We start from the raw sequence: 20,062 nt of genomic DNA, 5'->3' as shown, positions 1-20,062 counted from the left end.
TTTATTTTCTTTTAAATTTTATCGGCTCGCTAAAATATACTTCTTCCGGTATATTATCAAGATCATATACAACCGCCTCCGGTATTCCCCCTGATGTATAACCACCCGGTATCCAGTTATTATTTGCCCCCATCTCGTTACCGCTTGGAAGTGAAATATTGTATTTCTTAGGATTATTTATATACATTATTATATAATCACCATTCTCTAGAGAACCAATATTATACCCCAGCTCTTTTTCTAATTTAGTTAGATCACCTCCTGCGTTATTTAACACATTATCAACCTCATTTTTAGGAAGTACAAACTGTGTTCCATCCGGCCACCCTAATTTATCCATACCATCAAAGTAATCATCATATGTTTTCTTTGATAAAATATATGCTGCACCATCATCAAATTTTGACAAATGATTATCTATATACTCTTTGCTCAGATATTCTGACGGGTTCGGTCTGCTTCCTTTAGGCGTATTTAAAATATCCGCTATCTTTTCACTGGTTAATCCAGAAGTTACATTCTCTCCCGGCTTGCCTCCAAGCTCCTTCTCAATCTCATCAGGCGTCTTTCCCTGCTTAAGTCTGTCGACAGCATCATCACCGTATTTCCCTATGATTGTGACAGCATCATCACCATGTACTATAATCGCATCGACTGCATCATCTCCATATTTTCGGATGATCTCTATTGCTTCATCTCCGTTTTTGATAAGACACTCTGCTACATCGTCTGCGCTTTTCGAAGAACTCTTCATCAGCTCGAAGATCTCGTCCATCTTATCCGCAAAACCATCCATCTGTGAAAGCTGCTTCAACACATCAGGAGACGCCCCAAGACCTCTCGCCTTTCTCAGCCAGTCAAGTCCTGTATCTCCGAAGTTCTTTGCAAACATACTTATCACTTCATCAGAAAGTCCCAGCTTCTTAAGATTTGTTACCAGCTTGCTGATGTCTTCCAGCTTGGCTCCGTTTGTCAATAGCTCCTCTACTACATCAGCACCTAGAGACTTCACAAGTTTATTTTTCAGTGTAAGAGACAATATCGGTTTTGCAAGCTCTGAAAATAATGAAAGTCCTACGGTAAGTATCACATCAAATATAGTCTGTTTGACAATGATTTCTCCCGCTTCCTCATTACCATCCATATACGCATCAAACAGCTTAAAGGTCTGTATGCACGACCATACACTCACACCTATGCACACACCAGCAAGAGCTATCTGCGCTGATCCAAGAAACGATACAGCCCCAGCTGCTGCCATCATATTTATTGACTGGAAAATAAGGAGCATACCCTCTGTTATATCAACAAGTGTAAGTCCAAATTCAACCATAGTGTCATATATTACTTCGCTCTGGGTACTTCCGCCGTTTAACCCTCCCGATATCCTGTACGCAGCCGTTCCGTCTTCCGAGAGAACTATATAACCCGTTCCACTCCAGCTTCCAAACACCATTTCCTCACGAGGAATGAAAACCGTATAGCCATTTTGTGCCGCAGTTCTTATCTCCGATACCACCTCGTCCGCTGTGTCAAGTAATATCAGAGCATCTTCAAGATTTGAAGAATTAATAGCCAGAATGTCAACTCCACTTTCCACAGCATCCTCGAGTATACTTATAGTAGAAACAGCAGGTTCCCCCATAAGTTCTTCAAAAATTCCACTCTCATATTCCGAACCCATTATACCGGTCGTAAGCAGATATTCCCGCTCCGCATTCTCATCACCCAGAAGGCTCACCACACTGTGGCTGTCCTTATCCACATCCATGAACATATAGCCGAAATCAATTCCGCTTACCATTCCATAGATGTATTCCTTTTCAGCTTCATAACCTGTTATTGCTTCACTTATATTTCTTGTAGCTGCAACATTATAACTGTCCGCTGCTGCGGCATATGTCAAATCCAACTGGGCAAAATACAGTTTGCCCGTCATCTCAAGATATCTTCCCATATATTCAGGGCTATAGACATTTTTCTCTGACACACTGTCCTTAAGAGTGATTATCTCATCATAAAGACTTTCCATATCCGCATCACTTATGCTCTGTACATCAATGGTTACCGCATACATCGAACCTGCTGTAATTGTATTCGTTATTCTGTTGTTCCCTTCATTTGTATGGAACACTATGCTGAAGCTGCTGTCCGTTCCAAGAGGGCTGTATAAAAGCTCCTCTTCCTTATCACTTACAGCCTCCCCATCCACATAAAGTACAGGCGTCATATGTACTGCGTACGATGGAGTTGTAAATATATCCCCATATCCCGAAAGGATCTCTTCATCAGCATCAGTTGCAGCCTCATAAGAGAGAAGTATACTCTTGCCCGAAAGCTCATCCGCATTGAAACTTCCAAGAGTACAGCCATCCACTTCAAATGTCACCTGATCCCTTAATCGGTCAGGTAATTCCGCAAATGTTCCCTCTTCACTATCTACCTCATACTGCAGAGAAAGTGGAAGATACACTTCATCTCTCTGTTTTATTATACGTTTTCTGAAATAGACACTATTTAAATCCATTCCGGACAATGAATCTTCACATTCCGCATAAATATCATTGTAAACATTTTCGAATGTCTCTGCAGCTCCCGACGATACAGCCTCATCAAGCTTTGCCGCAATTTCATCTGTATCTCCTGACACCGTATCATATACACTATGTACACTCTCATATTCCTTAATTCCCGTATCAAGGTCTATCCATACGCTCTCTCCATCTGCATCTCCCGCTCCCCGGTAGTTGCCGTAAGGTACAAGGGTTCTCACCCATACATGCTCTATTTTTAGATATACGGTTTTTCCCCCGGATGTAAGCCTTGTTACAGGCACCCCATTTGATGCAAGTACAGCCGCCGCATGCTCTGCTGTATCAGCTCCCATAAGTGACATGGCTTTTTCAGGCTCAAGAAGTATATTGCCCTCTACATACATTGAAGGATATCCCTTATATCGAAGCATAGCAATAAGAAGCCCTGCCTGGTCTACATCATTTCCGCCCTTTGACTCAAATGTTCCTGCAGCACCTTTCCTGCTACCATAGTAATATTCATAATCTATGTTGTTCTTTATGTAATTATATATATTAAGCGGCGTATCAAGCTCACCGGCAAGCTTCTTCATTTCTTCGGTAAGTTCCATAATCCCTGTACAGGAAATAAGCTTCTCATCTGAAATCTCCGAAGTGTAGTCTTTTGCTGTGAAATTCTCCACATCACTTTTTTCCGCATTATAAAGCTCCGCTTCAACCGCCCTGTATACTTCCGGCTTATCCGAAATCTCTGATCCATATGTATGTACATCTTCATCAGCTCTAAGCAGCTCTCTCGCTTCTTCTATGAGCCCCAATACCTCAGCGGCATCTTCTGATGATATGTTCTCCTTCAGGGCTTTCTCTATATCCTCTGCCTTTGTCTTTCTCTCCGACAGTTCTGCCTGAAATTCCCCTTTTCTTTTCTCCAGAAGAGACTGTGCTTCATCTGACAGGTTACTTAATTCATCACTGCTTCCGATTATTTCTTCAGCTTCTTCTGCCATCTGTCCAAAGGCTTCTTCGACAGCATACAGATGTGTGGCTGTCTCTTCCACATTTCCACTTTTTACCTGATCTTCCAGCGTATCAAGTTCTGTGCCAAGAAGTTCTGAGGCAGGCATAGTATTCTCCTGACTATCCGCCGACTCTTTCTCTGTATCTTTTTCAGGCGCAGTATTCTCCGTTTTATATTCATCCTGCACCGTATTATTTACACTGCCGCTTTTTCCACAGCCGGCAAGCATGTTCAGACTTAACGCAAATACAAGCAGCATTGCTATGCATTTATATCCATATTTATAAGTTTTAATTTTTTCTATCATTTATTTATCCTCAATTTTATGTTGGTAATAAGTTGCCTGTATATTGATTTTCTTTGCAATTATGCTTCCTTTATAGTCAAAATCACACACATTTATTGTAACAGTACCATTTGGAGCATATATCAATCCGTTTCCATTTACGTTTGTCGCCTGTATAGTTATGTCACCATTTTCTGAAGCTATTACTACAGGATCTTTATATCCAAGAGTCATAACATTTGCATTAAAAGATATATCTCCGTTCGAAACTAAATCTGCGAATATATTAACCCTATTGCACCATGCTCTCGTAGTCGTTTTACATATAGTAGGATTGGTTACATTTGCCATATTGTACTCTGCGATTTCTTCAATTCCCGTATTCTGTTTCATATTGTCCAATATGTCTGTCATATAATTCGGAAGTTCTATCTGCGAAGCATTTTCGATTTTCTCTGCTATATGAAGATCTCCTCCCGCTATCTGCAATTTTCCCGCAGAATATGCCGTACCAAGAAGATTTAAGGTACTTCCCTGAAATCTGAATGTTTCGTTTCCATACACAATACCTTTTACATCTGCCTGACAACAGAATAATTGTACTTCTTCCTCACTTGCAAATAATGCATATGGAAGATCAAAATACGATTCATTATCAGGTATTTCTATCTCCTGAACAAATTCTTCCCCGATATTTCCCGCATTATCAACAGGACGTATATGAATATATACAGTAGTTCCCGGGGTACATTCTCCAAGATTCACAGTTGCCTTATCCTGATTAGCCGGAACTATGTCAGATATAAGATTTCCTTTCTCATCATACTCTGCAATATCCTCTATATACTCCTTATCGCTTACCTCCACTATATAGCCCTTTAATCCTGAAAAAGCTGTTGCCGTCACTATATTTGACTGTATGTTCTCCGTCTCAGAACTTGCCGCTATTCCTTCAACGTAATACTGATATGTTGTCCCCCTGTCCTCGCCATATATAGTTGCTATACCGTTATCCGAAATTTCCAGATCATCAACAACAGGCGCGTCCAGATCGTAAAATGATTTATCAGCTGAACCTGTACTGTATGTAAACTGTTTTAAATAAAAAAGTGTATTTGCCAGTACCTTACGCTCATCATCTGTAGCAAGTCCATTACTGTGTCCTGTCTGTATCATCGCAAGCTGATTATTTGTAAATAAATAGGCACTTGATGTCACACCGGTAGCTGAATCCGTACAGTTCCCATTCGTCTCCAGTTCCATCCACACAGTCGATCCCAGACTGCCGCCCGAACATTGTCCCTGTGTATGTGTCCATGGAATATCAAGTGTACCTGACAGATTCCATGGATAGCCTGTAAGGAACCCTTGTTTTACTACTTTTACTTTATTTGAAAATCCTGATGAAGCGCCTCCCATTTTCATTCCAAGCATATCTGAAAATTTTAAAAAATAAGGCATGTACCAAAGCGTATCATGTCCAAACAAAGCACCTCTGCCTGAATCTATGAATTTCTTAGTTTCTATATATGATTTTTCATTTAAATCTTTTGGTGATCCTATAGGTCCGTTGTAATCACTTGAACCAAACATCAGAACATCATATTTATAATTTCCGTCCTCATCAAACAGATATTCTTCAGGCTCGGTATTATAATCATCTATATAAACAGTATCTATATCAAATAAGCCTTTTCCTGCCGGCTCACCTGTTCCGCTTACAGTCGTTTCCATCCAGTCGACAAGATAATTTTCCGCCGTTAAACGAGGATATATATTAAGCACCCTTACCTTTTCATTTCCGTTCCATGTAGAGCGTGTCTCCCAAACACCGTCTCCCTGCTTTCTAGATACCCTGTAACCATATCTTTCTTCATCATTTGTTATGTCATTCCAGTCAAGCTCTATACCATAATCTTCACCGTCTTTAACTGTACATGTCAATTTCAGTTCAGGCTTTTCCTTTTTATGCACCGTAAAATTAAACTCAGTACTTTTCCATATATTCTCTATTCCCGCATCTTCCTTAGACAGCACTTCAGTACGGAGTACATATGTCCTGCCTTCGGTCGCAACAATATCCATAACAGCGTCTATCTTCTGTTCTTCCTGTTTCGGGATAAAAAGACATTCTTTTTCTTCTGTCTTTATGATCTCCCCATCTTCCAGTAAAGTGTAACGAATAACAGCCTTCATCTCCTGGTTAATGGTATATTGTATGGTTGTCTGTAATGATACCTGTTGTTTCCTGTCTGCTTCCAGTACATAATTGTCTGCTTCCGTTATCAGATTCTTTATTTCAAACTTCAATGAATGGTACTGCTCGATTTCCCGTACCAACAGAATATATTGTATGGTATCCTTTACACTTCCATATACGCTGCCATCCTCTGCCTGTACAGCATTTAACTTCTTTTCCACATCATCGGTATCATTTATTAATTCCCTTTTGTACAGATAACCTGCCAGTTTTGCCTGTTCCAAAAATGTCTCTTCAGAAAAATCTGCAGTAAAAACATTCTGGCAGTAGCTGTCCAACTTTTCGTACACAGAAGCATTGTCAACACTCGCCAATAACAAAACGATACCAACCTGTGCAGATAATTCCGGTACGGATATGTCAAATTTTGTATAACCAAAACCTCCGTCCGCTTTCTGCTGTCCAATCAGATAATTAACAGCCTTCGTCATCCTATCTGAATGATATTTCTGTTCCGTACTATCTGTGATTTCTTCCAGTCCGTCTTTTTCCCATACTGCTTCTTGTGCCAGCAATACCAGCATAGTATCATACACATCGCTCGTATAGGATTCTGTAAGGCCAAATCCGCCATCCTCATTCTGCCACTCCCAGGCTGTATCCAGATAGCTTTGACATCCCCTTGCCCATGCAAGATGTGCCAGTTCATCTACGTTAAGCACCGTATGTTCCTGCTCCCATTTTGTTAAAAACGTACTGTCTGTTTCATTTTTTTCTTCACGCAATACTGCCATTGCATTACAGGTGAAATTCGGAAGTCCTGCATTTTTCCATTCCCCACTTTCTTCACCCATTTCTTTGAGCCATGAAAGTGCCTGCGGTTTTCCTCTTTGTTCTTCTGCCTTGGCAGAAAATGGTATTAAGTTTAATAATAAAATAATGGTGAATATAAGACTTGTAAGTATTACGCTTTTCTTTTGTATGCGTTTCATACTACCCCCCCTTTTAAATTATAATTTCTTTAGACTTCTTTTTAGAATCAACTTAATCTACATGTACAAATGTAATGATAAACCAGGTATTTGATCCTTCTTCACTCCGTACCGTGATCTTGCCACCCATTCCCTCTACGATAGACTTTGTAAGGGATAAGCCGATTCCGACACTGTTTGGATTCACATCATGGTGTACACGGTAGAATCGTTTGAATATATTTCCGAGATCTTTCTCTGCGATCCCCATTCCATGATCCTTGACATAGATCCTGGTAAAGACCGGATTGTGTTCTACCTCAACCGTGATCTCTGTTTTCTCCGGTGAGTAGTCTGATGCATTCTTCAAAAGATTGATGATCGCCTCTACCAGCCAGTCACCGTCACAGACCAGCTTCCTGCCATCCTCACAGATCACATGAACCTCCTGTTCCCTACTCTCCGTCAGATAGGTTACGCTGTCTCTTGCCTGTAATAACAACAGCTTCAGATCACATTCTTTCCGGTCAAACTGGATTGCTCCCGCTTCAATCCGGGCAAGCTTTAAAAGAGATAATACCATCCATTCCATTCTGGTAAGCTGATTTTTTGATTCGTTAAGCACCCGCATCCGTTTTTCTTCATCTGTAAAGGAATCATCTAACAGCAGATCGATGAATACATTTAAGGATGCCAGCGGTGTCTTAAGCTGATGAGAGATATCTGACATGATATCACGTAAGAATACTTTCTCTGACATTTCCCGCTCTTTGCTTTCTTTTAAAAATGTCACCATCTTATAAAAGTTCGTATATAAGATTCCGATCGTACCCTGCATGTATTCTTCTTCCGGCAGCTCATCTTCTCCCTGAACTACACGAAGCATCTCATCCGACACATGCTCAATCTCCCGATAAGTATGGTTGATCTCCCGATAACTGATGAAAAACAGAATTACAAGCCCGACCGCTAATATCAGCAGGATAACCGCAATTCTCTTTTCATCGCCACCGAACAGGAACCGTATACCGATTCCAACCACTGCCAACAGTATTACAGACAGGATCACAAATCGTTGTATGAATCTTTTTCTCTCAAAATCACTTTTCAAGGCTTTAGTTTCCTCTTTAAATATCCCTTCCCACGTTTGCAAGAACCATAGCCGACATCTTCGGTACCTTCAGATAAAGCATATTATGCTCTACCTTGTAGTCACAGGCTTCCAGACTGTAGCCTTCTTCATTTGTGAACATCACTCTGCGCATAACCTCATGATTCTTGACACCGATCCGTCTGACATGCAGCTTCACATCGATATCTTCATAATTCGTATTCAGGATCACAACCAGCTGCTCTGTATCTGTGAACCGTCCATATGCGATAATCTTATGTGCTCCATATAAGAACATAACTGAGCCACGGATCAGAGCCTCATAGTTCTTATGAATACGGATCATGTCCTTATGGAACCGGATCAGTTCCATATCTTCTCTGCCCCACGGATACGTTCTACGGTTATCCGGGTCAGTCCAGCCACAAAGTCCTGCTTCATCTCCATAGTAGATCGTCGGAGCTCCCGGCCAGGTCATCTGGAATACAACGCCCTGACGGAATATACTCTTATCGATACCCTCATTTGCCGCCTGCGGCCCCATCGTATGCGTACGTCCGACTCTCCGGTTTGTACGGGTTAAGAATCTGGAATGATCGTGGTTTGATAATTCATTCATCGCAATCTCAAGGGATGGACGCTGGAATCTCGCCATATGATAATTCATGGCTCCCATAAATGTATCCGGGTTACCTAACAGATCGCCACGGAACTCATCACTGTGCTTCTCAACACCGGTCAGGAACCAGGTGATCGGCTCCATAAATGCATCATAGTTCATAACGGTATCCCACTGATCGCCCTTTAACCAAGGCTTCGGATCTCCATAATGCTCTGCCAGTACGATTGCATTTGGATTTGCCTCTTTGACTGCATTACGGAACATTCTCCAGAACTTGTGATTATATTCCTCCGAATGTCCGAGATCTGCTGCAACATCCAGTCGCCAGCCATCCACGTTATATGGAGGGGACACCCATTTCTTTGCTATATTCAAAATATATTCCACCAGTTTTGGGGAATCTTCATAGTTCAGCTTTGGAAGTGTATCATGCCCCCACCAACCATCGTAGGTGGTATTGTACGGCCATACCTCTTCGTTATAAAACTTAAAGAATGACTTATACGGACTGCTCCAGGATACAAATGCTCCCTTCTCGTAGCCTTCCTGATTCTCATAGATACACTCACGATCCATCCATTTGTTGAAGGAACCGCAATGGTTAAATACACCATCTAAGATAACACGCATACCACGACTGTGAATCTCCTCCACCAATTCTGCAAAAAACTGATTGCTGGCTTCCAGATTTCGTTTGTCGGTTACACGGCTGATATATTTCGTTGCTCTTTTATTCTCTTTTACGCCATCCGGCAGACATTCGCCCTCATCCACAACGATCTTTCCGAAATGCGGATCAATATAATCATAATCCTGAATATCGTATTTGTGGTTGGATGGTGATACAAATAACGGATTAAAATAGATAACATCTACACCCAGATCCTGCAGGTAATCTAACTTATCCTTAACACCCTGAAGATCTCCGCCATAGAAACGTCCGACATCCATATTTGCCGGATATTCATACCAGTCCTTCACCTGCCTGGTAGGACTGTCGATGTAGCAGTATTCGTTGTCCAGTACATCGTTCGATGGATCTCCATTACAGAAACGATCCACATAGATCTGATAAAAGACAGCTCCCTTTGCCCAATCCGGTACATCAAAGCCCGGACAGATTTCAAAGTTATAGTCCGGATTCACATTCTTCTGTACACCGATCCTGTTATAATAACAGGTCACACAGCCCGAATGGATCTCAAAATAATAGGATATATATTTCTCTCCGGCTGGGATCACCGCCGTATAGTAATCAAATAAATCATCGGATTCTTCAACAGACATGACGAGCTTCTCGCCATTGTAGATCAAATAAACTTCATCGGCATTATCTGCACATGTTCGAAATCTAACCTTCACCTGGTCATTGATTCCAGGCTCCTGCGGTATTCTATAGTATTCAGAACCATCGGAAAACAATCCCCCTACATTGATAACCGGCTTCAGATCATATATATAATCATGAATTCTTTCTGCGTTCGTGTATTTGTCGGACATTCAAAACTCTCCCTTTCGTTTATGCCTTTTCATTCTAATACTTTTTTAATAAATAGACAACCTTTTTATGCTGACAACCAATGGCAAAAACTAAGCCCCACAGCATCCTCCACCGCTCCCCGGGGGTCTGCCCCTGTTATAAATACCATTGCGAGGCTTTCGTTATGAACTGCACATTGTCAGTAAATACGGGTGCTTGTTTGAGCCGAAGGCGAGTTAGCACAGGAGTATTTACGAATCAGACATGTGCAGTGAATAGAAAACGTAGCAAGGTATTTATAACAGGGGCAGACCCCCGGGAAGCGGCGGAGGATGCTGTGGGGCTTTTTATACGGACTATTGCCATGAAAATTGTCTAGGCAAAAGATAAGACATATAGGTCTGGGGCTGCCTGTCTATCTGTATTATAATATAACGTTTTTGAGGATTTCGTCGTTTACTGCGCATTGTCAGTAAATGCGGGTGCTTGTCTGAGCCCGAAGGGCGAGTTGCACAGGAGCATTTACGAATCAGACATGTGCAGTGAACAGAAACCGCAGAAAGTTATTTATAATGCAGATAGACAGGCAGCCCCAGACCGTCAGGATGAATCGGTGGTGCCCGCCAAAAAATAAAAGAGACAGTCAACGCACGACTGCCTCTTTTGGAGAAGGTATTTTGTTACTTATGGGGTGTAGCCAAAACTATATAATGTATTGGGGGGTTACAAGTATTATTATATACAAATGCTTCTAAAAGTCTGCCCAAACATTTTTTTATTTTAAAAATTTTATTGTGCAAAACAGAGAGCGGCGTTTTTTGAAATTATTCAAAAAACGCCGTTTTTGTGCAACATGTACAAATTTTTATTGGTTTTCAATCAATTTGTTCGTGTTACTATTGTCTATATTGTTGAAGGCTCTGCGTTTGCAGTAGAGTTTGCATTTGGAACATCATCAAACAATGCTTCAAACTCAGCCCGGTCGATTCTCTCTTTCTCAAGGAGAAGCGCTGCACATTTATGAAGGATGTCTTCATGTGCTTCAAGGATCGCTCTGGCATCTGCGTAACATTCATCGATGATACGCTTAACTTCCTTATCGATCGCTCCCGCAACCTTCTCACTGTAATTCTTTGCATGACCAAGATCACGTCCAAGGAACACTTCTTCCTGATCATCACTTTCGTAATTGATCAGACCAAGCTTCTCAGACATACCGTACTTGGTAACCATTGCTCTGGCATACTGGCTTGCCTGTTTGATATCCTGCGAAGCACCTGTTGTGATATCCTCAAGAATCAGTTCTTCTGCGATACGTCCGCCAAGGCTTACCTTGATATCCTCTAACATCTTTGCCTTTGTCATGAATACGTTATCATTTTCAGGAAGCGGCATCGTATATCCACCTGCACCGGTTCCGGTCGGGATGATAGATACGGTATAAACCGGTCCCACATGAGGAAGCAGATGGAACAGGATCGCATGACCGGATTCATGATAAGCGGTGATTCTGCGCTCGCTCTCCGGTACCAGACGACTCTTCTTCTCTCCACCGATTCCTACTTTGATAAATGATTTATCTACATCTTCTTTTACGATATAAGCACGGTTATCCTTTGCTGCACAGATGGCAGCTTCGTTCATCAGGTTCTCCAGATCAGCACCTGCAAAACCTGCCGTTGTTCTTGCAATATCATTCAGATTTACATCTTCTGCAAGTGGCTTATTCTTTGTATGAACCTTCAGGATCTCTTCTCTGCCCTTGACATCCGGACGGTTTACGAATACCTTACGGTCAAAACGACCAGGTCTCAAGATCGCATGGTCAAGAATATCTACTCGGTTGGTTGCTGCAAGAACGATAATTCCTTCATTTACACCGAAACCATCCATCTCAACAAGTAACTGGTTCAAGGTCTGCTCTCTCTCGTCATGTCCACCGCCAAGTCCGGTACCACGCTGTCTTGCAACAGCATCGATCTCATCGATGAAAATAATACATGGTGCATTCTTCTTTGCTTCGTCAAACAGATCTCTTACACGGGAAGCACCGACACCGACAAACATTTCCACAAAATCAGATCCCGAAATGCTGAAGAACGGTACACCAGCTTCGCCTGCAACCGCCTTTGCCATCAATGTCTTACCTGTTCCCGGAGGTCCTACTAACAGAACACCCTTAGGGATTCTGGCTCCAACCTTTACGAATCTTCCCGGATTCTTAAGGAAGCTGACGATCTCTTCCAGATCTTCTTTCTCCTCATCCAATCCTGCTACATCTTTAAATGTAACCGTCTTTCCGATATCTTCATTCTTCTTGGCACGGCTCTTTCCGAAGTTCATCATCTGTCCGCCGGATCCACCACCCTGGATTCGTCCGATCATGAATGTCATGATAATGACCATAATGATCATAATGATCAGATATGGGATCCACATGCCAAGCATGCTTTCCTTCTGCACATCGTACAGATTATACTTTGCCAGTTTTACCTGATCCTCTGCAGAAGCTGTCGCATTCTTCTTATCAACTGCTGCTTCATAGTCATTATAGATCTTAATAATCTCATTAACATCTGCCGCATAGAATGTAAGCTGTTTTCCGGAAACAAACTCCACATCTACGGTTGCTGTCGGCACATTTGTATTCTGTGTAATATCTACCGCTGCGATATTTCCCGCGTTCAGATCTGCCGAAAATTCCGTATAGCTGTAATTGGTCGCAACATTACTGCTGCCACCCAGCCATTTGTTGATCAGCAGGAATCCGACAATAAGGATGATCGCATAGATCACAACAGCACTTCTTGCTCTCTTCTTATTCATTGTCTACTCCTTCATCTTGGTCTGTCTTTTTATATAAACAGTCTGATATCTACTGTTCAATCACTCCGATATATGGAAGGTTCCTGTACTTCTGCGCACAGTCAAGTCCATATCCTACTACAAAACGATCCGGGATCGTAAATCCTGTCATATATAATTCAACCGGATTCACACGTCTCTCCGGCTTATCAAGCAGAGTTATTACCTGCATACTCGCCGGCTTTCTGTTATTTAATAATTTGATCAGATACGACAGCGTTCTTCCTGAATCGAGAATATCTTCAACTACGATCACATCTTTTCCTTCTATTGATTCATCCAGATCCTTATTCAGCTTCACAATTCCTGATGATTTCGTATCATCTCCATAACTGCTGACTGACATAAAATCCATGGTTACAGGAACCGTGATCTTCTTCGCCAGCTCACACATGAAGAATACACTCCCTTTTAATATTCCGATCAGATGAACGGTCTTTCCTGCATATGCTTTATCAATAGCTGCTGCCATCTCTGAGATTCTGTTATCTACTTCAGCTTCAGATATCATGACTTTGATCTGCTCTTTCATCTTCATTTTCTCCTTCTGGTATATATTCTAAACATATTACTCTTTTTGTATCAGGCCGTACCTTGTACTTCTCACTCAACCGGACGCCTACTGCCCAGATGATGTCATGTTCGGAAGCTACAAGCGGTATCTGCAAACGCTCTGCCACCGGTATCTTACAGGATGAAAATAACCGGTTTATCTTCTTCGTTGAGCCGTCTGATGCAATCACCATATAGTCATTTTCCATATATTTCCTGATAGTAATGCCATTCTGTATTCTATCATAATCTGCAAACTTCGTATACTCTTTTTTTGTTAAATCTAAATGAACAGATTTCTCAAATATTTCAATCTTCATCCTTCCCATTCCGGGCAGGATATATTCACCTGCACCTTTTATAACTATCTCCTGCCAGTCGACATCGCGTGCGCCCTCTGCTGCCTTCTCAAAACACAGATATCCGTAATTCTGATATACCATTCCACCATGCGGAAGCATGATCCGGCTTCCCGCAGCTGCCTGATACAGCTTCTTCACTTCTCTTACATGGTTCTGACCGATATCCTTTCTTCCGCCGCTGACTCTGCCAATCAATTCTAAGATCACAAGATCCTCGATCAGTTCATCCTGTTCCCGTAGCTTCCCGATTTCCAATACATATGCATCTGTTTTTCCGGTCTGTTTCCGTATCTCCATATGTTCATCCAGAAAATATCCTACCTGCTTCATCACATAGGTATCATACATACCCGCATAGGCTGCTGCCTGACTGATATGTGCCGCTGCCTGTGTGTTTATCTCATTAAATGCCGGAATCACCTGATTACGGATCTTATTTCTGGCATAATCATTTTCCAGATTTGTGGAATCCGTACAATACTGTATCCCCTGCTGTTCCAGATAAGCCTCAATCTCCGTTCTGGTACATGAAAGTAACGGACGCACGATCCGGTCCCGCTTTACCGGTATTCCGGCCATTCCGGCAATCCCCGTTCCCCTTACCATGTTGAGCAATACCGTCTCTGCTACATCATTTTTGTTATGAGCAACTGCCACCTTATAATCAGTGATGCCATACTTGTCCGCTGCCCGGGCAAATGCCCCATACCGTGCATTTCTTCCCGCTTCTTCCTCCGTCAGCTTCTGTTCCTTTGCAAGCTGCGGCACATCGATATGGTAACAGTCACATGGTATTCCAAGCTTCTTACAATACTCTGCCACATAAGATTCATCTGCATCTGCCTCTGTTCCGCGGATCATATGGTTAACATGGACCGCATATAACTTGAGTTCTATTTTCTCCCGAAGTCCTGCAAGAACCGTCAGCAGGCAGATGGAATCCGCTCCGCCGGACACACCAACGATGCAGTTATCTCCTGCTTCAAGCAAATTCTGTTCTTTTATAAATTGATAAATCTGTTCTTCTAATGTATTTTCTGTCATCTGTTTTCCACACCTGTCCGTCTTCTATGATTCGGATATTCGATCATCTATATTCATTACCTGTATCTTTGTATGCATATTGTATATACGTTTCTTTAAAATCCTACATTCACCGATATATGTAGCTTCGTTATTTTACATCCGGTCATATACATTTCTTCGTTATCTTAATACAAGCCAACTATAAATTTCAAGTAACAAACCGGAAAGTTTATGCTATTTCCAATTTTGCCACGATCACCGTCACATCATCCTCAAGTTTACCTTTACAGCGGAAAAGCACCTGTGAGACAATACGATCAAGTGTCTCCTTGCAGTCATCCGTTTTCAGCGTGGAAATGATCTCCTGCATCTCATCCTCATCTCCCAAAGCTCCATCACTTACCATTACTACCCGATCTTCCGGCTGTAGTTCCTGATGGATCACATCGCATTCCGCAGATTCAAGGACACCGATCGGCAGGGATGCTCCCCGCAGCACCTCCGTATCCCCTTCATGAATAATATAAGTCGGTGCTGCCCCCTGCTTATACTGTGTCAATTCTCCGCTGTACAGATCTATGATTCCCATATCAAATGTCGTAAAACACCTCCCACTGTTCTTTGCCGATATGCAGTCATTTGAAAATGTTATTCCATAAGAGGGATCAAATCCGGCATCCAGCAATTCCTCCATTGTATCGATCATCAATGTACTTTCGCAGGACGCAAGGCTTCCGCTGCCCATTCCGTCTGATATCATCATAATAAGCCTGCCATCCTCATGCTCCTTTACCGAAAAATTATCCCCCGAGACATTTGACCCATATTTTTTAATTCTACGGACAAAATATGTACAACGATATTTTGCGCATTCCTCAAATACGATCACACGATCATTTTCCGATATGATCGCAGGTGTATCCTCTGACACGCGAATCTGCTTGTCCAATACCTCAGACATGATTTCTGCCGCATCCCTCGACAGCATGATCCTCTTATTCTTCGTTCTTGCTGTTATATAATACTGAATATGATTCATCTCATTCTTCATAGATGATAAATGTGTCATGATAACCCCATGCTCCATAAAGCTTGCACGAAGCCGTTCTTCCCTGTTCAATGAAACCGGTTCAGCAGTTTCCAGATTATCGGAAAATCTTCCGATCATATCTCCGACCTCACCCAGATCCACTCTTGCTGCAGCAGGTCCACATCCTGCCAGCGTATATTCGATCCGTTTAAATGCCCCGGATAATTCCCGTATCTTCTCTGCTGTGATACGGTTCATCTCAGTCGCCGTCTGAAGATTATACTGTGACTGAATCCATCCATCCTGAACCGTAAGCAACCATTTGGGGGTCGCCGCAAAGATCAGCAGCGCACTTCCCACACTTTTGATTCCATCAAATGTCAGGAAATAATCATCATACATAAGTCCCGTCAGAATACAGGCTACAGTTACCGCCATAATGGTTCCCATTTTTCTTTTATCCGAAAGTGCGCGCCCTGCAAGGATCAATATTGCAAATATAAAAAATCCACCGACTAATTCCGGTCTTCCGCTCTTAACCGCCGCAATGAATCCGCATACGCCTGTGACAGCCATTCCGTAACCTGCACCAAACCTGTGAAGTGTATACCACGACACATAAAGACTACACATTAACAGCCAGCTCACTGCCCTACCGATCATATATGGCATTCCCCACATACAGACAGCAGTCAGAACAAGAACCCCCAGCAATTCCTCATTGTACTTATCTCTCTCTCTTTTCTGTAACAACAAAACCTGTGTTCCTGTCTGAAATACAGGTATCGTTCCGACAGATATCACTGTTTCAAATAAAGCCATAAGCACCGCATCCTGCATACCGAAAATGTACATACCACATATAAACGACCAGACGAATATTATTAATCCACAGCTTCCGGCAAGTATCAGATATGTACGAGTTCCTCCCGATCGCCTGCATTTCAATCCACCTTCCAGGTTCATGCAGACCAGAACAGCCACCAGGATCACACTGTATTTTATCAAGAAATACGCAGCAGAGTTTTCACCCATTCCCATCACATACGGTCCCATCCGGAATATCTGTTCCGTGTTCCAACCCGGTCCGCCATATAACGCCGCCCCGCCAAAAAGCATTGCTGTGAACAGACCGAACGTACTCTGTCTCATATAATAAACTGCAATAAGCATCGGAACCATAAACGGATGCATACCAACGATCGCAGAATGTCCGCATAGAAATCCGATCAGATATAACAGCATACGATTCACTTTTTTTTCATTCATATATGTGTCCTCCCTTTTCGCCTTAAGTGTCAGACATTATACGGAGATAACACGTAAAAAAAAAGCGAATGCTGAAAACAGCAATCGCTTTATTCTGACTATTTTTTATTTTTCCGGCTCTTTTATGTACTTATTCCTTCGGACGAATCACTATTTCGTCAGGATATACCAGACCGAGCTGATTTCTGGCTACTTCCTCAACGTACTTTTTCGTCTTCATATATTCTTCTTTTTCTTCCAGCTTCTTATGTTCATCTTGTGCTTCTTCAATCTGTGCTGAGATCTCTGCTGCCTGAACCTTTAATTCTGCTTTCTGTTCACGAAGTGAGATAGATTTTACTACCACGATCACTGCTAACAGCAAAAGCGAAACAATAATGATCGCTGTACATATCTTTGATTGTTTTCTTCTGGTATTTGTTCTACCCATGATCCATTCCCCTATTGTCCGGCTTCTTTTTTTCGATGCATTGTTTTCCTAAAAAAACAGTGCTTTCGAAGTGTATTGACATAATTTTACCTTCTCGAACAAATTATGTCAACAAGCATTTTTGCCCGAAAAATCACTTTTCTCAACCCCTTTTTCAACTCACACAATATATAGTTCAAGAGTCTGGAAACAGCCCAATTTATAGTAGAAAAATACAGCCCGATTCCAGAAAAAAATCCTAAAAAAATATACAAACGTATCACGCCGCTGTTATAGGTAAATGTCGTCCAAATCACTGCCGCACATAATACCAGCCAAAAAAGGAGATCTATAAAGCCAACCCAAGCGTCTTTTATATTTATCACTTTTTTAAAAGCATTAAACAAGCCTATGATAAATCCTATCCCGACCCCGAATAATACGCATACTGCAAAGGCTGTTGACTGCTGCTCCAACATCTCTGTCATTATTTGAACAGCCTCTTAATTGAAAATGTTCCGTTCTCTTTATCCGTCATATAACAGATACAGTCAACCTTACCTGTCAGATCAAGCAGCCCCTTCTCAATATCCAGATTCGTCATATGCATATCTTTTCCGGTTATTTTCATCTTGCCTGCTTCAGTGATCAGGAATACCAGATCCGGCTCAAATGAGATGACCTTCTCCACTCCGGTTATTCTGGCCTCCTTTCTTGCATCCATAATAAGCTTATGCCCGCTCGTAGTATTCTGCGTTTTCTCCATGCTCCACCCTTCCGCCAAAAGCCTTCAGAAGCTTTCTTAAGTCTGTTAGAACAATATATGAAGCTTATTTCTGCAGTAGAACATGTTCTCAATTCCATATCTCAACAAACAGTTCTTCCATCTTGCCGATATTGATAGGTTTTGACAGATGGTCATTCACACTGCTTAAATTATGACGTAATCCTGATATCTGTACCAAGCATATAAAAAAATAATTTTATATTATTATATATTATTTATAATAATAGCTTTGCTGCTTAAGTATCTTCGCAAATGCATAAATCCACATATTTGCCACATACTAACTACAAAGCTAAAACTTAGCAAAAGAGAATGTATCATAACTGAACAGTTAAGACATTCTTACAAAATATGACATTGGAGGAAAATACAAGTATGAGACCCACTGGAATTGTCAGACGTATCGACGATCTTGGCCGGATCGTTGTTCCAAAAGAGATCCGCCGCGTGCTCCGTATCCGGGAAGGCGACCCACTCGAAATCTTTACCGGAAAAGACGGCGAAGTTATCATAAAAAAATATTCCCCGCTTGGAGAGCTCGGAACCTTTGCTCAACAGTATGTGGATTCCATCTCACAGATCCTTGGTTGTCCGGTCTGTGTCGCCGATCGTGATCAGATCATTGCTGTCGCCGGAATGCCCAAGAAAGATCTGGTAGGCAAAGCAATCCACAAAGATCTGGAGGAAGTCATTAACGATCGAGAAAATATTATTGCCCGACATGGTGATACACGATATGTCAATATCACTTCAGATGATACTGCATATGCAGGTCAGGTAATTCAGACAATCATTTGTGAGGGCGACGCGATCGGTGCAGTCATTGTGTTGAGTAAGGATGACAAAATGCGTTTCGGTGAAACAGAACAAAAAACCGCGATCATTGCTGCTAATTTTCTCGGAAAACAGATGGAGAACTAATTCTGTGTCATTTGCCTTGAAAAGTAGCGAAAAATCTAGGTTTTTCAAGGCAAAATGGCGTTCTAACCTTGACAAATACTGGCATTTTAGGTATAAATATACATGTTGGGGCGTGATCTACGCCAGGAGTTATCCGGTTTAGCTCACCAGGATAATATATTATGAGTATTTTAGGAGGATTTTTTCGATGAACAAGACTGAATTAGTTGCTGCTATGGCAGAAAAGACAGAATTATCAAAGAAAGATGCTGAGAAGGCTTTAAAGGCTTTTACAGACGTTGTAGCTGAAGAATTAAAGAAGGGTGAGAAGGTTCAGTTAGTTGGTTTCGGTACATTCGAAGTTGCTGAAAGAGAAGCAAGAGAAGGTAGAAACCCAAGAACAGGCGAAACAATGACAATCGCTGCTTCTAAGTCTCCAAAATTCAAAGCTGGTAAGGCTTTAAAGGATTCACTTAACTAGTTTTTATAGAATGAATCAAGTACTTAAGGGATGCTGCATCGTATAAATCAGCATCCCTTTTGTTTTTCTGTTTTCCGGAATAATCCGATTGTCTTCTGGTAATACTTCTTACAGATGCAAAAAACAGAGCACCACTCATTTATCTATGTGTGCTTGTTA

The 20,062-nt window shown here is 41.8% G+C and carries 13 protein-coding genes; 2 read left to right on the top strand and 11 right to left on the bottom strand.

All coding sequences use genetic code 11. The features are described from left to right. Nucleotide 1: 1 nt before the first annotated feature. The 11 genes from CLOL250_RS11045 to CLOL250_RS10995 all read right to left on the bottom strand — a co-directional run bounded on the left by CLOL250_RS11045 (nt 2) and on the right by CLOL250_RS10995 (nt 18,459). On the bottom strand, nt 2–3,859 hold the full coding sequence (locus CLOL250_RS11045; protein ID WP_008402568.1) for a transglutaminase-like domain-containing protein: 3,858 nt from the start codon (nt 3,857–3,859) through the stop codon (nt 2–4). Continuing rightward, a complete protein-coding gene (locus CLOL250_RS11040) occupies nt 3,860–7,030 on the bottom strand; it encodes a hypothetical protein (RefSeq protein ID WP_008402567.1) in 3,171 nt (1,056 codons plus the stop codon). Nucleotides 7,031–7,082: 52 nt separating this feature from the next. Next, the gene (locus tag CLOL250_RS11035) at nt 7,083–8,120 is read right to left on the bottom strand and encodes a HAMP domain-containing sensor histidine kinase (protein ID WP_147554332.1); all 1,038 of its coding nucleotides are present in this window, start codon (nt 8,118–8,120) and stop codon (nt 7,083–7,085) included. Nucleotides 8,121–8,136: 16 nt separating this feature from the next. Further along, nucleotides 8,137–10,242, bottom strand: a complete 2,106-nt coding sequence (locus CLOL250_RS11030) for a glycoside hydrolase family 13 protein (RefSeq protein ID WP_008402564.1) — start codon at nt 10,240–10,242, stop codon at nt 8,137–8,139. 883 nt (nt 10,243–11,125) lie between these two features. After that, nucleotides 11,126–13,048, bottom strand: coding sequence for an ATP-dependent zinc metalloprotease FtsH (ftsH, locus tag CLOL250_RS11025; RefSeq protein WP_008402561.1), 1,923 nt, complete (start codon nt 13,046–13,048; stop codon nt 11,126–11,128). A gap of 49 nt (nt 13,049–13,097) precedes the next feature. Continuing rightward, complete coding sequence (gene hpt, locus CLOL250_RS11020; RefSeq protein ID WP_008402560.1) at nt 13,098–13,625, bottom strand: hypoxanthine phosphoribosyltransferase; 528 nt, start codon at nt 13,623–13,625, stop codon at nt 13,098–13,100. After that, entirely contained in the window at nt 13,588–15,045 is a 1,458-nt protein-coding gene (tilS, locus tag CLOL250_RS11015; protein ID WP_008402559.1) for a tRNA lysidine(34) synthetase TilS, read from the bottom strand. Before tilS ends, hpt begins: the two co-directional genes overlap by 38 nt. Nucleotides 15,046–15,256: 211 nt before the next feature. Beyond that, nucleotides 15,257–17,326, bottom strand: a complete 2,070-nt coding sequence (locus tag CLOL250_RS11010) for a SpoIIE family protein phosphatase (RefSeq protein ID WP_008402558.1) — start codon at nt 17,324–17,326, stop codon at nt 15,257–15,259. Between the two features lie 130 nt (nt 17,327–17,456). Continuing rightward, nucleotides 17,457–17,756, bottom strand: coding sequence for an FtsB family cell division protein (locus CLOL250_RS11005; RefSeq protein WP_008402557.1), 300 nt, complete (start codon nt 17,754–17,756; stop codon nt 17,457–17,459). 86 nt (nt 17,757–17,842) lie between these two features. Continuing rightward, nucleotides 17,843–18,223, bottom strand: coding sequence for a spore cortex biosynthesis protein YabQ (yabQ, locus tag CLOL250_RS13470; RefSeq protein ID WP_008402556.1), 381 nt, complete (start codon nt 18,221–18,223; stop codon nt 17,843–17,845). After that, nucleotides 18,223–18,459, bottom strand: a complete 237-nt coding sequence (locus CLOL250_RS10995; RefSeq protein WP_274922282.1) for a YabP/YqfC family sporulation protein — start codon at nt 18,457–18,459, stop codon at nt 18,223–18,225. The genes yabQ and CLOL250_RS10995 overlap by 1 nt, the downstream gene beginning before the upstream one ends. 438 nt (nt 18,460–18,897) lie before the next feature. Here CLOL250_RS10995 and spoVT point away from each other — a divergent pair, with 438 nt between their 5' ends. Continuing rightward, nucleotides 18,898–19,443, top strand: a complete 546-nt coding sequence (gene spoVT, locus CLOL250_RS10990) for a stage V sporulation protein T (protein ID WP_044946001.1) — start codon at nt 18,898–18,900, stop codon at nt 19,441–19,443. Nucleotides 19,444–19,630: 187 nt separating this feature from the next. Next, a complete protein-coding gene (locus tag CLOL250_RS10985; RefSeq protein WP_008402552.1) occupies nt 19,631–19,903 on the top strand; it encodes an HU family DNA-binding protein in 273 nt (90 codons plus the stop codon). Nucleotides 19,904–20,062: the final 159 nt, after the last annotated feature.

The organism is Clostridium sp. L2-50, from assembly GCF_000154245.1.
In the GTDB taxonomy this organism is placed as follows: domain Bacteria; phylum Bacillota; class Clostridia; order Lachnospirales; family Lachnospiraceae; genus Coprococcus.
This window is presented reverse-complemented; position numbering and strand designations above follow the sequence as displayed.

Coding starts and splice junctions, on each gene's coding strand:
- CLOL250_RS11045 (WP_008402568.1), bottom strand. CDS start 3,859: ATGATAGAAAAAATTAAAACTTATAAATATGGATATAAATGCATAGCA.
- CLOL250_RS11040 (WP_008402567.1), bottom strand. CDS start 7,030: ATGAAACGCATACAAAAGAAAAGCGTAATACTTACAAGTCTTATATTC.
- CLOL250_RS11030 (WP_008402564.1), bottom strand. CDS start 10,242: ATGTCCGACAAATACACGAACGCAGAAAGAATTCATGATTATATATAT.
- ftsH (WP_008402561.1), bottom strand. CDS start 13,048: ATGAATAAGAAGAGAGCAAGAAGTGCTGTTGTGATCTATGCGATCATC.
- hpt (WP_008402560.1), bottom strand. CDS start 13,625: ATGAAGATGAAAGAGCAGATCAAAGTCATGATATCTGAAGCTGAAGTA.
- tilS (WP_008402559.1), bottom strand. CDS start 15,045: ATGACAGAAAATACATTAGAAGAACAGATTTATCAATTTATAAAAGAA.
- CLOL250_RS11010 (WP_008402558.1), bottom strand. CDS start 17,326: ATGAATGAAAAAAAAGTGAATCGTATGCTGTTATATCTGATCGGATTT.
- CLOL250_RS11005 (WP_008402557.1), bottom strand. CDS start 17,756: ATGGGTAGAACAAATACCAGAAGAAAACAATCAAAGATATGTACAGCG.
- yabQ (WP_008402556.1), bottom strand. CDS start 18,223: ATGACAGAGATGTTGGAGCAGCAGTCAACAGCCTTTGCAGTATGCGTA.
- CLOL250_RS10995 (WP_274922282.1), bottom strand. CDS start 18,459: ATGGATGCAAGAAAGGAGGCCAGAATAACCGGAGTGGAGAAGGTCATC.
- spoVT (WP_044946001.1), top strand. CDS start 18,898: ATGAGACCCACTGGAATTGTCAGACGTATCGACGATCTTGGCCGGATC.
- CLOL250_RS10985 (WP_008402552.1), top strand. CDS start 19,631: ATGAACAAGACTGAATTAGTTGCTGCTATGGCAGAAAAGACAGAATTA.